At 42.3% G+C, this 16466-nt stretch carries 16 protein-coding genes; 7 read left to right on the top strand and 9 right to left on the bottom strand.

All coding sequences use genetic code 11. The features are described 5' to 3' along the window. Positions 1 to 64 precede the first annotated feature (64 nt). The gene (locus tag ACNORC_RS10735) at positions 65 to 862 is read left to right on the top strand and encodes an MBL fold metallo-hydrolase (RefSeq protein ID WP_418335639.1); all 798 of its coding nucleotides are present in this window, start codon (positions 65 to 67) and stop codon (positions 860 to 862) included. Between the two features lie 91 nt (positions 863 to 953). Next, positions 954 to 2246 (top strand): DUF2254 domain-containing protein, encoded by a 1293-nt coding sequence (locus ACNORC_RS10730; protein ID WP_418335638.1) that lies wholly within the window; start codon positions 954 to 956, stop codon positions 2244 to 2246. Positions 2247 to 2312: 66 nt separating this feature from the next. Here the strand turns inward: ACNORC_RS10730 and ettA are convergent, their stop codons facing one another. The 3 genes from ettA to ACNORC_RS10715 form a co-directional block, all read right to left on the bottom strand. After that, positions 2313 to 4004 carry an energy-dependent translational throttle protein EttA gene (gene ettA / locus ACNORC_RS10725; RefSeq protein ID WP_418335637.1) on the bottom strand — a complete coding sequence of 564 codons (1692 nt, stop codon included), beginning with the start codon at positions 4002 to 4004 and terminating at the stop codon, positions 2313 to 2315. 111 nt (positions 4005 to 4115) lie between these two features. After that, a complete protein-coding gene (locus tag ACNORC_RS10720) occupies positions 4116 to 4586 on the bottom strand; it encodes a DinB family protein (RefSeq protein ID WP_418335636.1) in 471 nt (156 codons plus the stop codon). Positions 4587 to 4681: 95 nt separating this feature from the next. Continuing rightward, positions 4682 to 4855 (bottom strand): CAL67264 family membrane protein, encoded by a 174-nt coding sequence (locus ACNORC_RS10715; RefSeq protein ID WP_418335635.1) that lies wholly within the window; start codon positions 4853 to 4855, stop codon positions 4682 to 4684. Between the two features lie 252 nt (positions 4856 to 5107). Between ACNORC_RS10715 and ACNORC_RS10710 the strand changes: the two genes are divergently transcribed. The 3 genes from ACNORC_RS10710 to ACNORC_RS10700 all read left to right on the top strand — a co-directional run bounded on the left by ACNORC_RS10710 (position 5108) and on the right by ACNORC_RS10700 (position 8972). Beyond that, positions 5108 to 6736 carry an acyl-CoA carboxylase subunit beta gene (locus tag ACNORC_RS10710; RefSeq protein WP_418335634.1) on the top strand — a complete coding sequence of 543 codons (1629 nt, stop codon included), beginning with the start codon at positions 5108 to 5110 and terminating at the stop codon, positions 6734 to 6736. A 68-nt stretch (positions 6737 to 6804) separates the two neighbouring features. Beyond that, positions 6805 to 8451 (top strand): M1 family metallopeptidase, encoded by a 1647-nt coding sequence (locus ACNORC_RS10705; protein WP_418335633.1) that lies wholly within the window; start codon positions 6805 to 6807, stop codon positions 8449 to 8451. Positions 8452 to 8549: 98 nt separating this feature from the next. Then, a complete protein-coding gene (locus ACNORC_RS10700) occupies positions 8550 to 8972 on the top strand; it encodes a DoxX family protein (RefSeq protein WP_418335632.1) in 423 nt (140 codons plus the stop codon). A 24-nt stretch (positions 8973 to 8996) separates the two neighbouring features. On the opposite strand, the gene ACNORC_RS10695 is transcribed toward ACNORC_RS10700, so the two are convergent. From ACNORC_RS10695 to holA, 6 genes are all read right to left on the bottom strand, one after another. Continuing rightward, the gene (locus ACNORC_RS10695) at positions 8997 to 10094 is read right to left on the bottom strand and encodes an AMP-binding protein (protein ID WP_418335631.1); all 1098 of its coding nucleotides are present in this window, start codon (positions 10092 to 10094) and stop codon (positions 8997 to 8999) included. 57 nt (positions 10095 to 10151) lie between these two features. Then, entirely contained in the window at positions 10152 to 11096 is a 945-nt protein-coding gene (locus ACNORC_RS10690) for a CPBP family intramembrane glutamic endopeptidase (RefSeq protein WP_418335630.1), read from the bottom strand. A gap of 5 nt (positions 11097 to 11101) precedes the next feature. Further along, the gene (locus tag ACNORC_RS10685) at positions 11102 to 12136 is read right to left on the bottom strand and encodes an o-succinylbenzoate synthase (protein ID WP_418336163.1); all 1035 of its coding nucleotides are present in this window, start codon (positions 12134 to 12136) and stop codon (positions 11102 to 11104) included. Positions 12137 to 12168: 32 nt separating this feature from the next. After that, positions 12169 to 12849, bottom strand: coding sequence for a metal-dependent hydrolase (locus tag ACNORC_RS10680; protein WP_418335629.1), 681 nt, complete (start codon positions 12847 to 12849; stop codon positions 12169 to 12171). Positions 12850 to 12915: 66 nt separating this feature from the next. Then, positions 12916 to 13815: a 1,4-dihydroxy-2-naphthoate octaprenyltransferase gene (gene menA / locus ACNORC_RS10675; protein WP_418335628.1), complete on the bottom strand. Its 900-nt coding sequence runs from the start codon at positions 13813 to 13815 to the stop codon at positions 12916 to 12918. 2 nt (positions 13816 to 13817) lie between these two features. Next, positions 13818 to 14822 (bottom strand): DNA polymerase III subunit delta, encoded by a 1005-nt coding sequence (gene holA, locus ACNORC_RS10670; protein WP_418335627.1) that lies wholly within the window; start codon positions 14820 to 14822, stop codon positions 13818 to 13820. 64 nt (positions 14823 to 14886) lie between these two features. On the opposite strand from holA, the gene ACNORC_RS10665 reads away from it, so the two are divergent. After that, positions 14887 to 15330, top strand: coding sequence for a type I restriction enzyme HsdR N-terminal domain-containing protein (locus ACNORC_RS10665; RefSeq protein WP_418335626.1), 444 nt, complete (start codon positions 14887 to 14889; stop codon positions 15328 to 15330). Positions 15331 to 15382: 52 nt separating this feature from the next. After that, positions 15383 to 16375 (top strand): glycosyltransferase family 2 protein, encoded by a 993-nt coding sequence (locus tag ACNORC_RS10660; protein WP_418335625.1) that lies wholly within the window; start codon positions 15383 to 15385, stop codon positions 16373 to 16375. Positions 16376 to 16466 lie beyond the last annotated feature (91 nt).

The following is a 16466-nucleotide window of genomic DNA, read 5'->3' as shown; positions in this document are numbered from 1 at the left end:
AAATCTCCTAAACTCGTGGCTAACACTGCCTTTTTGAGTAGTTTTATTCAAAATGGAATGAGTTATGAGATATTTTTTGAGTTTATTATTTGTCAGCACCCTTCTTTTTAGTTGCAAATCTGAAAACAAGGAAAAAGAAGAAGTTGCGCTGGAAGAGGAACCGGTTATGGAGGAGCAAACCACCCAAGATGACGGTCCTGAAATAACTCCTGTTTCACATGCCACGGCCGTGATCAACTGGGATGACACTACAATATTTCTTGATCCTGTGGGAGGTGCAAAAGCTTTCGAAGGCCAAGGCCCGCCTGACCTGGTGTTGATCACCGATATACACGGGGATCATACTGATGCACAAACTCTTGCAGAACTTGATCTGGGTACTACTATTATTATTGCGCCACAGGCGGTAAAGGAAAAACTTCCAGATTCGCTCACAACCAATCTCCTTGTTTTGAACAATGATGAGACCATCGACCAAAACGGATTTTCGATAAAAGCTATTCCTATGTATAACCTTCGCGAGGAAGCTAAAGATTTTCACGTAAAAGGCCGAGGAAACGGTTATGTGATCGAAAAGAACGGAAAACGACTCTATATTGCAGGTGATACCGAAGATATTCCGGAGATGAGGAACCTGGAGAATATCGATGTCGCTTTAGTTCCCATGAATCTTCCTTATACAATGACTGTAGAGAAGGCCGCAGAAGGGGTTCTTGCTTTTGCACCGCATAAGGTATACCCATATCATTACCGCGGAAAAGGCGGGAAATCTGATGTGCAGAAATTCAAGGAACTTGTCAATAAGGGAAATGAAGACATAGAGGTTGTTCTCACCGAATGGTATCCAAATGATTCTGAATAAAATTTATGAGACCCGCTTAGGCGGGTTTTCTTTTGCTTACCTGTAAAAATTTCTCTGATTTTTCTAACTTTAGAACACCTGAACCAGCCCAATGACCGTCATTTTTTCCAAAATAGATTCCTATTACCGGCAGATAAAAAGTAAGATCATCTTTTATCCCACCCTGCTGGCACTTTGCGGCTTGCTGTTCGCCTTCATCATGATGTACCTTGAAGAACGGGGGATCTCACATTATTTGATAGAGAATGTACCTGTGCTGGTTCTCAATAATGGTGATACTGCCTTAACCATTTTAAGTGTTTGTATCACCGGATTAATTTCCATGATGGTGTTCAGCTTTTCAATGGTAATGCTGTTGCTCAATCAGGCTTCAACGAACTATTCACCACGGCTTTTGCCGGGTCTGATTTCTGATCAAAAACACCAGATAATACTTGGGATTTATCTTTCCAGTATCCTTTACTGCATTTTTATTCTTTTTTCAATTCAACCCACAGGAGACCAATACCAGATCCCTGGTTTTTCGGTCCTTTTGGGAATTTTATTCACCGTAGCCTGCTTTTACTCTTTCATCTACTTTATCCACAATATTTCCCAGAGCATACAGATCACGCATATCCTTGACAGGATCTTTCTTTCTGCGGAAAGCACCATGCAAAAACTTCTAAAAAATGAAGAAAAGGAAGAACTTCATTTCCCTGAGACCGAGAACTGGCACGAATATCTCACTGAAAAAAGCGGATATTTTCAGGACTTTTCTACTGAAGCTGTCTTGAATTTCTGCAAGGAAAATGAAACTCTCATTGAAGTCATTCCTGTCAAGGGAATGTTTGTGCTCGAAGGGATTCCACTGATAAGGTCAAAGAAAGAATTGACAGAAGATGAAGTAAGTACGCTGCTCAATTATTTTCATTTTTCAAGGGAAGAACTGGTTTCCAACAATTATGTTCTCGCTTTTAAACAGATCACTGAAGTAATTGCCAAAGCCATGTCTCCAGGAATCAATGATCCCGGAACTGCACTAAATGCCATAGATTACCTTACCGAACTTTTCCGCCTGCGCATGCTTAAAAATGATGAAAGCTTCATTACCAAAGATGATAAGGTTTACATTAAGGTGACCACTGTGACGTTTGAGGACCTGCTTTATAATGTTTTGGCATCCATAAGAACCTACTGTAAACAAGATATCATTGTTGTCCGGAAGTTAGGAACCATGTTCTTTTACCTGCAAAGCCAGAAGGCTGCAAAAGAGGACTATTATGAATGCCTAAAAAGGGAAGCGGGGCGCCTGTTAGATGATGCAGAAAATATGCTGGATAATCGAAAAGATCTAGAGATCCTGGACAGATTGGCACAGAAGCTAGAACTACACCGGGATTGAAAAGGATTAAAATAAAAAAGCTGAAATCAGAGACTTCAGCTTTTTAAAATTTAATCTTGGAGAAACTTATCTAACCAGTTTCTTGTATTTGATCCTTTTTGGTGTGATATCTCCTCCCAAACGTTTCTTCTTGTTTTCTTCATATTCCGAGAAACTTCCTTCAAAGAAATATACTTGCGAATCTCCTTCAAAGGCAAGGATATGGGTACAAACCCTGTCCATGAACCAACGGTCGTGAGAGATGATCACCGCACAACCTGCAAAGTTCTCAAGACCTTCTTCCAAAGCCCTAAGCGTGTTCACATCCAGGTCGTTGGTAGGCTCATCCAGCAGTAAAACGTTTCCTTCCTCTTTCAGCGTCATGGCCAGGTGTAGTCGGTTTCTTTCTCCTCCCGAAAGCATGCTCACTTTCTTGTTCTGTTCACTTCCGCTGAAATTGAAGCGGCTTAAATAAGCCCTTGAATTAACCTGCCGGCCGCCCATCATGATAAGTTCCTGCTCATCACTGAAGTTCTGCCAGATTGTTTTTTCCTGATCTATATTAGAGTGGCTTTGATCCACATAAGCGATCTTAGCGGTATCACCCACCTCAAAGCTTCCTTTATCAGGTTTTTCCTCACCCATGATCATTTTAAAAATAGTGGTCTTACCAGCCCCGTTAGGACCAATTATACCAACAATTCCAGCTTGAGGCAGCTTAAAGTTGAGATCTTCATAAAGCAATTTGTCGCCAAAAGCTTTACTTACTCCCTTTGCTTCAATCACATTGGTACCAAGACGTGGACCATTTGGAATATAGATCTCCAGTTGTTCGTCCATCTTCTTTTGATCCTGGCTAAGCAGTTTATCGTAGTTGTTCAAACGGGCTTTTTGCTTGGCATGTCGTCCTTTAGGCGCCATACGTGACCACTCCAACTCCCGCTCAAGGGTCTTTTGACGTTTACTGGCCTGCTTTTGTTCCTGGGCAAGACGCTTCGATTTTTGATCAAGCCAGGAGGAATAATTTCCTTTCCATGGAATACCTTCTCCCCTGTCCAATTCCAGGATCCATCCTGCAACATTATCGAGGAAGTAACGGTCGTGAGTAACCGCGATCACAGTTCCTTTGTACTGTTGTAAATGGTGCTCCAGCCACAATACAGATTCCGCATCGAGGTGGTTGGTTGGCTCATCGAGTAGCAATACATCCGGCTCCTGTAATAGGAGACGACAAAGAGCCACCCTGCGTCTTTCACCTCCGGAAAGTACACTTATTTTTTTGTCAGATTCCGGGGTGCGGAGTGCATCCATTGCGATCTCCAGCTTGGTGTCCAGTTCCCAGGCATTACTGGCATCGATCTTGTCCTGCAGTTCAGCTTGCTTGTCCATAAGCTTCTGCATCTTATCAGGATCTTCATAAACTTCGGGAAGACCAAACATATCATTGATCTTGTTGTACTCTTCCAGAATAGCCACAGTCTCTGCAGCTCCTTCTTTTACTACTTCCAGAACGGTCTTGTCTTCGTCTAATTTTGGTTCCTGCTCAAGGTATCCAACTGTATATCCCGGCGCAAAAACAACATCTCCCTGGTAATTCTTCTCTTCCCCCGCAATAATGCGCAACAAGGTGGATTTTCCGGATCCATTCAATCCAAGGATACCGATCTTGGCTCCGTAGAAAAAGCTGAGATAAATATTCTTTAGGACCGGGGTGTTAGCTCCCTGATAGGTCTTGGTAAGACCGGACATGGAAAAAATTACTTTTTTATCGTCTGCCATAATATGTGTTTATATTATTTTGAGCACCTCATTATCAGTTAAATATAAAATGAGACGCAATAAAATTTGTAGTGCAAATATCAGAATTTTAATCTTCCAAAAAAGGCATTTTTAAGAAGAATGCAATCCGAGGTGTCTCAGCAGGATCAACAGCTGTCCGCTGTGATAGGCGGTGTGTTCAATTACGAGCAAAACTTCACGCATAAGGCTGTGCTGAGGGTTGGAAGGAACAGGATCTATAAGCGTGGAATCTTCAGAAGTCAACAATTCTTCCAGCGCTTTACGGTCCTCAAAAAAGGCCTTTTTTAACTGCTCCCATTCTTGCTCATTTTCCGGGGCTACCTTGCCGGGCCAATAATCATCCGGCCATTTTGCCTCCTTATAATCTTTCCGGAGGCAGTAATCCAGAATATCATTTTGAGCGAACTGCATATGAGAAAAGAGCTCATAAAAGGAATAAGGCAGTCCCACGGGACTGATACCGATCTTATTGAAAGGAATTTTCTCAAGCATGTCATCTACCGGCATAAAGGCATGGCCTCCTTTTAAATGTTGAGCCACAATTTTCTTCAGTTCTTTCATTTTTCAGTTTTTGATTCCCTTAAATTTAGAACATTCCAAAGCATAAAAAAAGGGTTGAAAAATTCAACCCTTTGTATTGCTAAGAAGATGTTGATTTACACCCTTCCTTTCAACGCATTAAAAGCCCAGGACATCACAAAGAAGCCTATTCCCACGGTTGAAAAACCGATCGCATATTCTTTGTATTTAAGAACCCCCAACAAAACCAGGGCGATTCCCACCAAAAGCATACAAAAAGAAGCCCAGGCACATATTCCATTTTTGTTCATTCCCATTTTTCGGTCGTTAATTTGGTTTACCATGTAAGTTACAGAAAATACTTTGAAGCTGTTGTCACTAATTCGGCGGCTAAAATACACATATAATGAAACGGCCTTTATGATAAATATCGCATTTTTAAGTTTTTCTGAAAATAAAGATAGTTCGTGGGTTTTTGTATTTTAGCAACCACCTCGAAAATCCTGCTAACCGGGATCTTTTCAGAAGAAAGAAAAACCTAACCAAAGATATTAGACTACAGAATGGATATTGAATTCAATAAAAATGAGGATTACAACAAGTTACTGGTTTCAGACCTTAAAGAAAGGCTGAAGGCAGTAAAGTTGGGGGGCGGCGAAAAACGGATCGAAAAGCAACACAAGAAAGGAAAAATGACTGCCAGGGAGCGAATTGATTACCTGCTGGACAGTCCTGAAAATGCTATAGAGATTGGAGCCTTTGCCGGCGATGGAATGTATAAAGAACACGGCGGTTGCCCTAGCGGAGGTGTTGTGGTCAAAATAGGAAAGGTTTCAGGTAAACAGTGTATCGTGGTAGCCAATGACGCTACGGTAAAGGCCGGAGCCTGGTTTCCTATTACCGCCAAAAAGAACCTGAGGGCGCAGGAGATCGCCATGGAAAATAGATTACCGATTATCTACCTGGTAGATTCGGCCGGAGTTTATCTGCCCATGCAGGATGAGATATTTCCGGATAAAGAACACTTCGGAAGGATCTTTAGAAATAACGCCGTCATGAGCAGTATGGGGATCACCCAGATCTCTGCCGTTATGGGAAGTTGTGTTGCGGGAGGTGCATACCTACCAATAATGAGTGATGAAGCTCTTATCGTGGATAAAACCGGAAGTATTTTCCTCGCCGGAAGTTACCTTGTAAAAGCTGCCATAGGCGAATCCATCGATAATGAAACTCTTGGCGGGGCGACCACTCACAGCGAGATTTCGGGGGTAACGGATTATAAAGCTAAAGATGACAAAGATGCTCTGGATACCATCCGCGGATTGATAGATAAGATCGGAGATTATGACAAGGCAGGTTTCAACAGAAAAGATCCTAAGAAACCGGCCAAAGATCCGCAGGATATCTACGGAATCCTTCCGAAGCAGCGCAATGAGCAGTACGACATGCAAGAGATCATAGCCAGGTTGGTTGACAATTCTGAATTCCAGGAATACAAGGAAGGCTACGGAAAGACCATTATTACAGGTTATGCCCGCATTGATGGTTGGGCTGTGGGAATTGTAGCAAATCAACGAAAGATCGTTAAGACCAAAAAGAAAGAGATGCAGTTTGGCGGAGTGATCTACTCAGATTCAGCTGACAAGGCCACCCGTTTTATAGCGAACTGCAATCAGAAGAAAATACCCCTTGTCTTTCTGCAGGATGTTACCGGGTTCATGGTGGGAAGTAAGAGCGAACACGGCGGAATCATCAAAGACGGGGCAAAAATGGTAAATGCGGTAAGTAATTCTGTTGTACCAAAATTCACCGTTATCATCGGGAACTCCTACGGAGCCGGGAATTATGCCATGTGCGGAAAAGCCTATGATCCACGTCTCATTTTCGCCTGGCCAAGTGCCGAACTTGCTGTAATGGGAGGAACCCAGGCCGCAAAAGTACTGGCGCAGATCGAAACGGCTTCAATGGAGAAAAAAGGCCAAAAGGTAGATGCTGAAAAGGAAAAAGAAGTCTTCGATCAGATCAAGGCCCGCTATGACAAACAAACTTCTGCGTATTATTCCGCAGCCCATTTATGGACCGATGCTGTTATAGATCCGCTGGACACAAGGAAATGGATCTCCACCGGAATCGAAGCCGCTAACCACGCTCCTATTGAAAAAGATTTTAACCTGGGCGTTATTCAGACCTAAAAAAGGCTTTTTGAAAAATTGAATTGAAATAATTATTACTCGGAATGCAAAATCCTACAGCCTCAAAAATGCGATTTTTCACCCTCTTTATTTTTTTCGCTTTTATAACTATTTCACCCATAAAAGGGCAGGTATTAAGCCACAAGAAAACTTATACAGAAGCAGATACCCTGAGGGGTTCCCTGCGACCCGAACGCAATTTTGATGTGCTTAAATATCACCTGAACGTGAAGGTAGATCCCGCAGAAAAATATATCTCCGGAAGCAATACCATTACATTTAAAGCTGAGGAGGATCTTCCGGTAATGCAGATCGACCTCTTTGCCAACATGGCAGTAGATTCTATTCTGTACCGGGGTCAAAAATTAAATTATACGAGGAGGTACAACGCGGTCTTTATTGATATGGATCCTTCCGTTCGCGACCAAAAAATCGATTCTCTACAATTCTATTATTCGGGTTACCCTGTGATAGCCAGGAATGCACCCTGGGATGGAGGTTTCGTGTTTACCCAAGATAAAGAGGGAAATCCATGGATAGGAATTGCGGTACAGGGAACGGGAGCCAGTTTGTGGTATCCGAATAAAGATCACCAAAGCGACGAACCTGAAGAAGTTCTTATTGAGGCGGCTGTTCCGAATGATTTGATGAATGTTTCCAATGGGAGATTCCTTGCAAAAAAAGACCTTGGAAATGGCTACACCCAGTGGAACTGGAAGGTGAACAGTCCCATCAACAATTACAACGTAATGCTGAATATTGGGAATTATGTGCACTTCAGCGATAAATACCAAGATCTGGACCTCGATTATTATGTGCTGCCATACAACCTTGAAAAAGCAAAAGAACAATTTGCAGAGGTCAAAGATATGATGGCTTGTTTCTACGAAAAGCTTGGGCCTTATCCTTTCGAGGAAGACGGATTTAAACTAATAGAAACTCCGTACCTGGGAATGGAACACCAAAGTGCCGTGGCTTATGGAAATGGCTATAAAATGGGCTATCGGGGAACCGACCTGAGCGGCACCGGAATCGGATTAAAATGGGATTTCATCATCATCCATGAATCTGGCCATGAATGGTATGGCAACAGCCTTACCGCCGCTGATATTGCCGATATGTGGCTGCATGAAGGTTTCACTACCTATTCTGAAGCTGTTTACATTGAATGCCGCTGGGGAAAAGAGGAAGCTCTTGAATACCTGCGAGGTCTTCAGCAAAATATCATGAATGACATTCCAATGATCGGACCTTATGGTGTCAATAAAGAAGGGTCAGGAGATATGTACCCCAAAGGGGCGAATTTATTGAATACCATCAGAAGTATTTACGACAATGACAGCCTGTGGTGGAAAACGTTGAAGGATTATACTCAACATTTCCGTCACCAGACGATACAAACAGAACAGACAGAAGCCTTTTTTGATGCAGCTACTCCGATAGATCTTAAACCTGTCTTCGATCAATATTTAAGGCATACTAACATTCCGCAGTTACAGCTGAAGACAGATGGCGAGAAACTATTTTACAGGTGGAAAGCCGATGTTCCCGATTTTAAAATGCCGGTGGATGTATGCATAAAGAATAAGGAAGTTCGCCTGTTCCCAACTCCTGAATGGCAACAATTAAAAGAAAAATTCAAAGATGCCGGAGAGGTAAAAGTGAATGACCTGAAATTCTATGTTGACACGGTACACATCAACAACCTGTATTAAAAAATTAACTCCTGTAGTCTTAAAAAAGGAAATTTCAGCTCATATTTTTTCCGCATATACCTTATTTTCAGTAACTTAATACTGAAAAACATACGGTTATGCTGACAATAAAATCTCTCAACAAATGGGCGAATGCCCATACGTACTATCCACTCGACATTTTACGTGTGGCGCTGGGGGTATTCTTTTTCATCAAAGGAATACAGTTCATTTCCCAGACCCACATGTTAACTGAACTAATTGGTCCTTTAAAAGGTTTTGGAGGGGTAATGCTCGCTATACATTACATAGCGCCGGCGCATTTAGTAGGAGGAGCTTTGATTGCTTTTGGGTTGCTCACCCGATGGGCCCTTATAGCTCAAATCCCCATTTTACTGGGTGCCATCATCATTAACTTTACTGGTCCTATGGTCTGGGGAAACTTTATCCTGGCACTGGTAGTGCTGATCATCACTGTTTTCTTCCTGTTCTATGGCTCCGGAAAACATTCAGTGGATTACTATCTAAAAATGGAATCCTAGAGGTAAGATGACTCCGGGAATTGATCAGGCCATCCTACTTTTCAAGGTATTCACCCGGTGGATCTTTCCGTTCGGGGTTTCCTCGAATTTTTCAACGAAATAGATCTTTTTCGGAATTTCATACTTGCCCAGTTTGCGACAATCTCTTATTTCCTTTTCAAGAGTATTAAGAGCGGTTTCCGAAAAGTCACTTTCCACCATAAGCACCAATTTCTCACCCAAAGCCGGGTCAGGGAGTGAAGTGACAAAAAAGCGGTGGGCGATTATTGGAGCCAGTTTGGCTTCGATCTCTTCCGGGTGCAGTTTTACCCCTCCGGAGTTGATGACATTATCGTGTCTTCCCTTCCAAATAAATGATCTGTCGTTTAACAGCTCAACCACATCATTGGTTACCAAAGTCTCTTCTGAAAGTTGTGGTGCTGTGATAACGAGGCAATTCCGATCATCTGTCGAAACCGTCACATTCGGAAGTACTGTAAAAGGGATTGGATCCTGCTCCTTTTTTTTGGGATTGATACGCCTTGCAGCTATATGTGAGACCGTTTCTGTCATTCCGTAGGTCTCGTATACCTCGGTACTAATTCCCTGTACGAGGTCACTCAAATTCGATGAAACAGCACCACCGCCTACGATCAGTTTTCTTATTAAGTGTAATCGGCTAAGGGAATTGTCCAGTTGAAAAGGAGTCATCGCACAGAAATCGTAGATCTTGAAAACCTGGTCCAGCGGATTTGCTTTTGGCAGAACAAGGTCAAGGTGCCAGCCAAGGACCATAGCCCGTACCAGCATCATTTTACCCGCAATGTAATTCGCCGGGAGGCAGTGTAAAGCAGTGGTGTGAGCAGGAAGATCAAAAAATTTGCCGGTCGCTTTCGCGCTATTGATCATGAACTGCTTTTTGATCCTGATATTTTTAGGAGTGCCCGTAGAACCTGAAGTGCGAACTTCAACGTAATCTTTATCATTCAGCCAATCGAGCAAAAAATTACCGGCATGCCCTTCGTACGGCTCACCTTCTTTTATTAAACTATAGGCTACCGCCGCCAGTTCTTCATTAGAATAGTAAAGCTTGTTCAGTCTGAATTCAGGATGAGTTTCAGGTAAGCGGAAAACATTTTGCATAACATTAGTTAAAGTTTAACTCGCTAAAACCTAAAGTTACCAATTTGAAGCTGGAAACTAAATTTCTTCAGAAAACTTTAAGGATTCGGGAGGGGTGACTTTCCCAAAAAGCTTGTGCTTCCAGTCTTTCCAGCGATAGGTCCTGGCCATGATAAAGAGAAAGATCGGGTATACTATCAGAATAGGAGCTACCAGTTCCATTCCCCCTCCTGTAGGATCGGATACATCCTTTAAAATGGAATTGGTTTGAAAGGCTGTCCAATCGGCAGTGACGAGCATCGCCCCCACCAGGTTATTACCGGCATGAAATCCCAATGCCAGTTCCATTCCTTCATCCATCAGCGTCATGATCCCCAGTAAAAGCCCGGTTCCAATATAATACACCATGATAATATATCCCAGTTTATCAACCTCGGGATTCCACAGGTGAAGACTTCCGAAGATCACAGAAGTGGTGAGCAAAGGAAACCAGCGATTTCCGGAAAGCACTCCCAGGCCTTGCATCAAATACCCGCGGAAGACATATTCCTCTAAACTGGTTTGAAGGGGCACCATTAGTATAGCTATCACAGCGAGTCCCAAAAATGGTCCTAAACGGAAGTTCCATAGAAAATCTTCAGGCCTTAGGTTGTAATCTATAATTGTTCCAACGATCGTAAAAATGGCGACGAGACCAAAGCCGAAAAAAATTCGTTTCCAATCTACCTTTTTTCGGGAGGTAGTAGCTTCCCTGATGGTTTGCCTGTGTAACAAACGAATCACCAGGAACATCCCCACCAAAGCGACGGCGAAGGACAACAGCAATAAGAAAAGGCTGAGGTTAGAATCCAGAACGCGTAGCATTTCTGATTCGGTCATATTGAGAATTTCAAACCCTCCCTTTAAAAGAACAGCAGCTGTGAACGGGATCTGCCCAATGATCGCCGCTACAAAAACGATCAAAATTCCTATGGCATAACGCCACCATTCATGTTTTACTTTATAAGCCTGTTCTATAAACATAGATTCTATAGGTTAAATGTCCATTCTTTGTGAGGTTCATACCACAGTTGGCCTTTTTTCACCTCTAAAGGGCTGTCAAAATTATTGGTATATAAACCACCTGTTCCAAGTCCCTGCGACATTGGGTTGTGCAAAGTATATGTGTATTGCGCAATGGCATTAAGTCCCACGTTGCTTTCCAGTGCACTGGTGATCCACCACCCTGTTCCCTGCTCTTCTGCGAGCAATTTCCATTCTTCTGTTCCACGAAACCCACCAATAAGACTGGGCTTAAAAATGAGATATTGTGGCTTTATTGTTTGTAGCAGTTCCTTCTTCTTTGTTACATCAGTCACGCCGATTAGTTCTTCATCCAGAGCAATGGGAAGCGGTGATCTTTGGCAGAGATCTGCCATGACTTCAAACTGGCCCTGTCTTACCGGTTGTTCAATTGAATGAAGTTGAAGGTCACTAAGGCCCTTCAGTTTTTCCAAAGCTTCAGCCGGTGTGAATCCTCCGTTGGCGTCTACCCTGATCTCAATATCTTCCGCAGAAAATTCTTTTCTGATGAACTTCAGGAGCCCCATTTCCTTCTCAAAATCTATCGCACCAATCTTCAGCTTTATACAATCAAAACCCTGGTCTATTTTCTGAACGATCTGCTCTTTCATAAATGCTTCTTCGCCCATCCAGACAAGACCATTGATAGGAATAGCTTCGGAACCTTCAGTGAAATCTGAAGGAAACAACAGAAATGGAGATTCTGCTTTTAAAGAGCGGAATGCCATTTCCACTCCAAACTGAATACTTGGAAATTCCTTTAGCTCCTCCCAAAGTTTCTCCGGACCCAGATGAATATTATCACAGGTCCACTTCAGCTGCTCTTCATAACCGGGACGGTCATCATAGCTCAGGCTGCGCAAAATACCGCATTCTCCAATACCTTGTCTCCCATTTTCTTCCAACAAAAGAAACCAGGTTTCTTTGGTAGTTAGTATTCCGCGGGAAGTCCCGCTCGGTCTTTTAAAATTGAGAATGTATTTTTTGTAGGAGGCGTTGATCATGTAGTGAAATCTTCAGAAAATTGAAAAATTTAAAGCTCTATACTTTCTCCGGGTTCCAGCAGCATTAGATCTTTGCCTTTTTCGTAGAATTTTCTTTTTGCCTCTTCGTGGTCTATTTCAATATAGCCAAAGGTATCATAGTGACATCCCAGGATTTTATCACACTCAACGAAATCACTTGCTACGATCGCATCTTCAACGCCCATAGTGAAGTTATCACCAATTGGTAATATAGCGAGATCCAGCTTGGTTTGCATCGGGATCAACTTCATATCCATTGTGAGCGCAGTATCGCCGGCGATATAGATATTCTTATGTTCTCCTTCAATTACAAATCCGCCCGGTTGGCCGCCGTAGCTACCATCAGGAAAAGAACTGGTGTGAATAGCATTGACATATTTTAAATTTCCGAATTCAAAACTCCAGTTTCCTCCATGATTCATAGGATGTACTTCGATCCCTTTCTTTTCATAATGAGAAGTGATCTCAAAATTACTGACGATCACTGCACCGGTCCTTTTTGCAATAGCCTCGGCATCCAGGGTATGATCCTGGTGGGCATGGGTCAACAAAATGTAATCTGCCTTTAGCTCGTTAATATCGAATTTGTCCTTCACCTTTTCGTTTCCGGTGATAAAAGGGTCGACCAAAAGATGTTTGCCTTTGACTTCAATTCCGAAAGTACTGTGCGCGTAATGGGTTATTTTCATGATGAGGTTCTTTTAATCACAAATTACAAAAAAGTTCCAGATCTGTTAAAATTGAAAATGGAAGCTTTATAATATCTGTCCAAGCCCAAAAAGAAGTGCCAACAGGAAGGTGCTAAGAGCCAGTTTCTTTAATTCCGGATCGAGTTGCTCAGGATCTTTATTCTCCATTACCCTTTGCAAATGTTGTAAAAGGGGAACAAAAGCCACTAAATAAATGAGATCTTCAATCCCGGTGAAGGTTAAAGCGGTGTACAAAATAAGGGTCGTAAACGCAGTAAGGATCAAAAAATAGTGATATTTCCTTGCTCTCTCTGCCCCCATTTTTACCACCAAAGTATTCTTCCCGGCTTTGGCATCAGAAATACGGTCTCTCATATTATTAAGATTGAGGACTCCGGCACTTAATAAACCAATAGTGAAAGATGGTAAGAGAACTGTCCAATCCCATTTTAAAGAATAAAGAAAATAACAACCATAGACTCCTACTATTCCAAAAAAGAGAAAAACGAACAGGTCTCCCAGCCCTTTATACCCATAAGCCGATTCTCCAACCGTGTATTTCACTGCCGCAGCAATAGCCGCTATACCTAAGACCAGAAACAGTAATGTATAGAGGCTGTTTACACCAAAGGCAATAAAAATAAGAGCCAGTGCGAAGAAAAAGGTCACCACTGCGGTCCCTACCATTCCCCAAAACATCTCCTCTTTGGTGATCAATCCACTCTGAAGAGCCCGCTCAGGTCCAACCCGATCCTCATTATCGGTTCCTTTCACAAAATCGCCGTAGTCATTGGCGAAATTGGAAAGAATCTGCAAACCTAAAGTGGTGGCCAGTGCCAGTGAAAAAATTACGGCATTGAAAGAGCCTTGCGCCACTGCAATAGAACTCCCCACTAATATCCCGGAAATGGACAACGGAAGGGTTCTTAATCTGGCTGCACTGATCCAGGATGTTAAATTTGTCATACTTATCGCATTACCTTGACCAACAATTCTTTTAATAGATCTCCCTGGGGAACGTTTGCTGCTCCCACTCCCTTGCTTTGTACATCTGCCTCTCTCAAATAAGAAACGATCTGACTCACTTTTTTCATGGGATAATTTCCGGCTGCAATTGAATAATCACTTACAAAATAAGGATTCACTTTAAGCGCCTTTGCCACATTACTTTTAGACTTATCATTGAGCCCATGATACTGCAGCAGTTGCGAAAAGAAGCTAAAGAGCAGGGAAACCGTCATTACCATTGGGTTATCTTTCGGGTTCTGAGAAAAATAATTAACGATCTGGTGCGCTTTGACCTCATCTCTCATCCCAATCGCCTTCCGAAGTTCAAAATTATTGAAATCCTTACTTATCCCAATATTTTCTTCGATGATCTCTGGTGTAATATTAGTTCCCTCGCGGCAGACCAGTTGTAATTTCTGAAGTTCATTATCGATCTTGCTCAGGTCGGTTCCCAAAAACTCTACCAGCATTTGAGCCGCCTTAGGCGCTATCTGGTAGTGCCGGCCTTGCAGTTCTTTACGGATCCAATCTGCCACCTGATTTTCATAGAGCCTTTTATTCTCATATAGAACACCATTCTTGCTGATTGCCTTATGAAGTTTTTTCCGCTTATCGAGCTTTTTATACTTGTAACAGATCACAAGTACGGTAGAAGGTTGTGGATTTTCAGCATAATTCACCAATTGCTCAATGGTTCTTGAAAGGTCCTGGGCCTCTTTTACAATAATGACCTGCCGCTCTGCCATCATGGGATAGCGTTTCGCATTTCCCACAATATCATCAACAGTTACATCGCGGCCATATAACACCATCTGATTGAAGCCCTTTTCGTCTTCCCTCAACACGTTATCTTCAATAAAATCGGCTATTTTATCTATAAAATATGGTTCCTCACCCATTAAAAAGTAGATAGGTTTAATATCCCCTTTTTTGATGGCGGTAACTATACTTTTAACTTCGTCCATTCATTCTGATTTTTGAGGAGTCTCACTGCGGAAGAATTCTGCTGAAAAATCCTATTTTTGGCGCATGCAAAAACTGAACTTTCCCGATTACACGTTCCGGTTCAAAAATAGCGAAAATAAAATAGCCGTTTTTGACGAACTGCGGAAAAAGTTTGTGGTGCTCACTCCCGAAGAATGGGTACGGCAAAACACGGTCCAGTTCCTGTTGCATGAAAAGAATTTCCCGAAAAGTCTGCTTAATGTCGAGAAACAACTGAAAATCCATGACCTGGTAAAGCGGTATGATATTCTGGCTTACAATCCCGATGGCTCCATTCACCTGGTTGTCGAATGCAAAGCAGCCTCTGTCCCTATTACTCAGGATACCTTTGACCAGATAGCCCGCTACAACCTCACTCTAAAAGCCACTTTTTTGATGGTCACCAACGGGCTGCAGCATTTCTACTGCCAACTGGATTATGAGCAGGAAAAATATCATTTTTTGCCCCACCTCCCCGACTGGAATTAAGGTTTTGAGCCTGCCTACTTTCCGGAACATTATTTTATGTTAATTTGCAGCTGTGAAAATCGCTGTAGTAATACTCAACTGGAACGGAAGACATCTCCTGGAGCAATTCCTTCCTTCTGTGGTTAAGCATTCCCCCGAAGCTAAGATCTACGTGGCCGACAATGCTTCTACCGATGATTCTGTAGAATATTTGCACAAATACTTTCCTGAAGTGGAGATTATCCACAATGAAGTCAACGGCGGATTTGCTAAAGGATATAATGATGCGTTACAGCACCTGAAGGAAGATATCTTTATTTTACTCAATAGCGACGTGGAGGTCACTCCGGGTTGGATCCCTCCTTTAAAACAGGTTTTTGACACTTCACCCGAAACGGCAGCTGCACAGCCAAAGATCTTAGACTACCGTAAAAAAGACTTTTTTGAATATGCCGGTGCTGCAGGTGGTTTTATAGACAGGTTTGGTTATCCCTATTGCCGGGGACGTATTTTTGACACCCTGGAAAAGGACGAAGGGCAATATAACGACACAATAGATATCTTTTGGGCGAGCGGTGCCTGTATGGCTATCCGAAGAGAAGACTTTTACCGGGCCGGTCAGTTTGATGAAGACTTTTTTGCCCACCAAGAAGAAATTGACCTGTGCTGGAGACTTTTTAACCTGGGTAAAAAGGTCAAAGCAGTGGGAGATTCAAGTGTTTTTCACCTCGGCGGTGGCACCTTAAATAGTATGAATCCGAAGAAAACTTTCTATAATTTTAGGAATAGTCTCTACGCACTTCTCAAAAATGCTCCTAATGGAAGTGTTTTTTTCCTCATTTTTTCCCGTCTCGTTCTGGATGCCCTCGCAGGACTGAAATTTTTGGTGGAGCTAAAGCCCCGACATTTACTGGCCATCCTCCAGGCTCACTTCAGTTTTTATACTCATTTTAAACTTTTTTTAAGAAAAAGAAAAAACCTTTCAAAGGGGAGAAAATATTATTCAAAAACCTCCGTTGTTTTGGCATATTTCTTGGAAAGAGCAAGAAGGTTTGGCGATCTGTAAAATCTTTAATTAAAGTACCATTATAATTTTACAGGGACCCAACTTTTTGTATTTTTGAAACGTTTAACAATTAAAAACAACAATTGACAAT

It is taken from the genome of Salinimicrobium soli (assembly GCF_048323655.1).
Taxonomy (GTDB): domain Bacteria; phylum Bacteroidota; class Bacteroidia; order Flavobacteriales; family Flavobacteriaceae; genus Salinimicrobium; species Salinimicrobium soli.
This window is presented reverse-complemented; position numbering and strand designations above follow the sequence as displayed.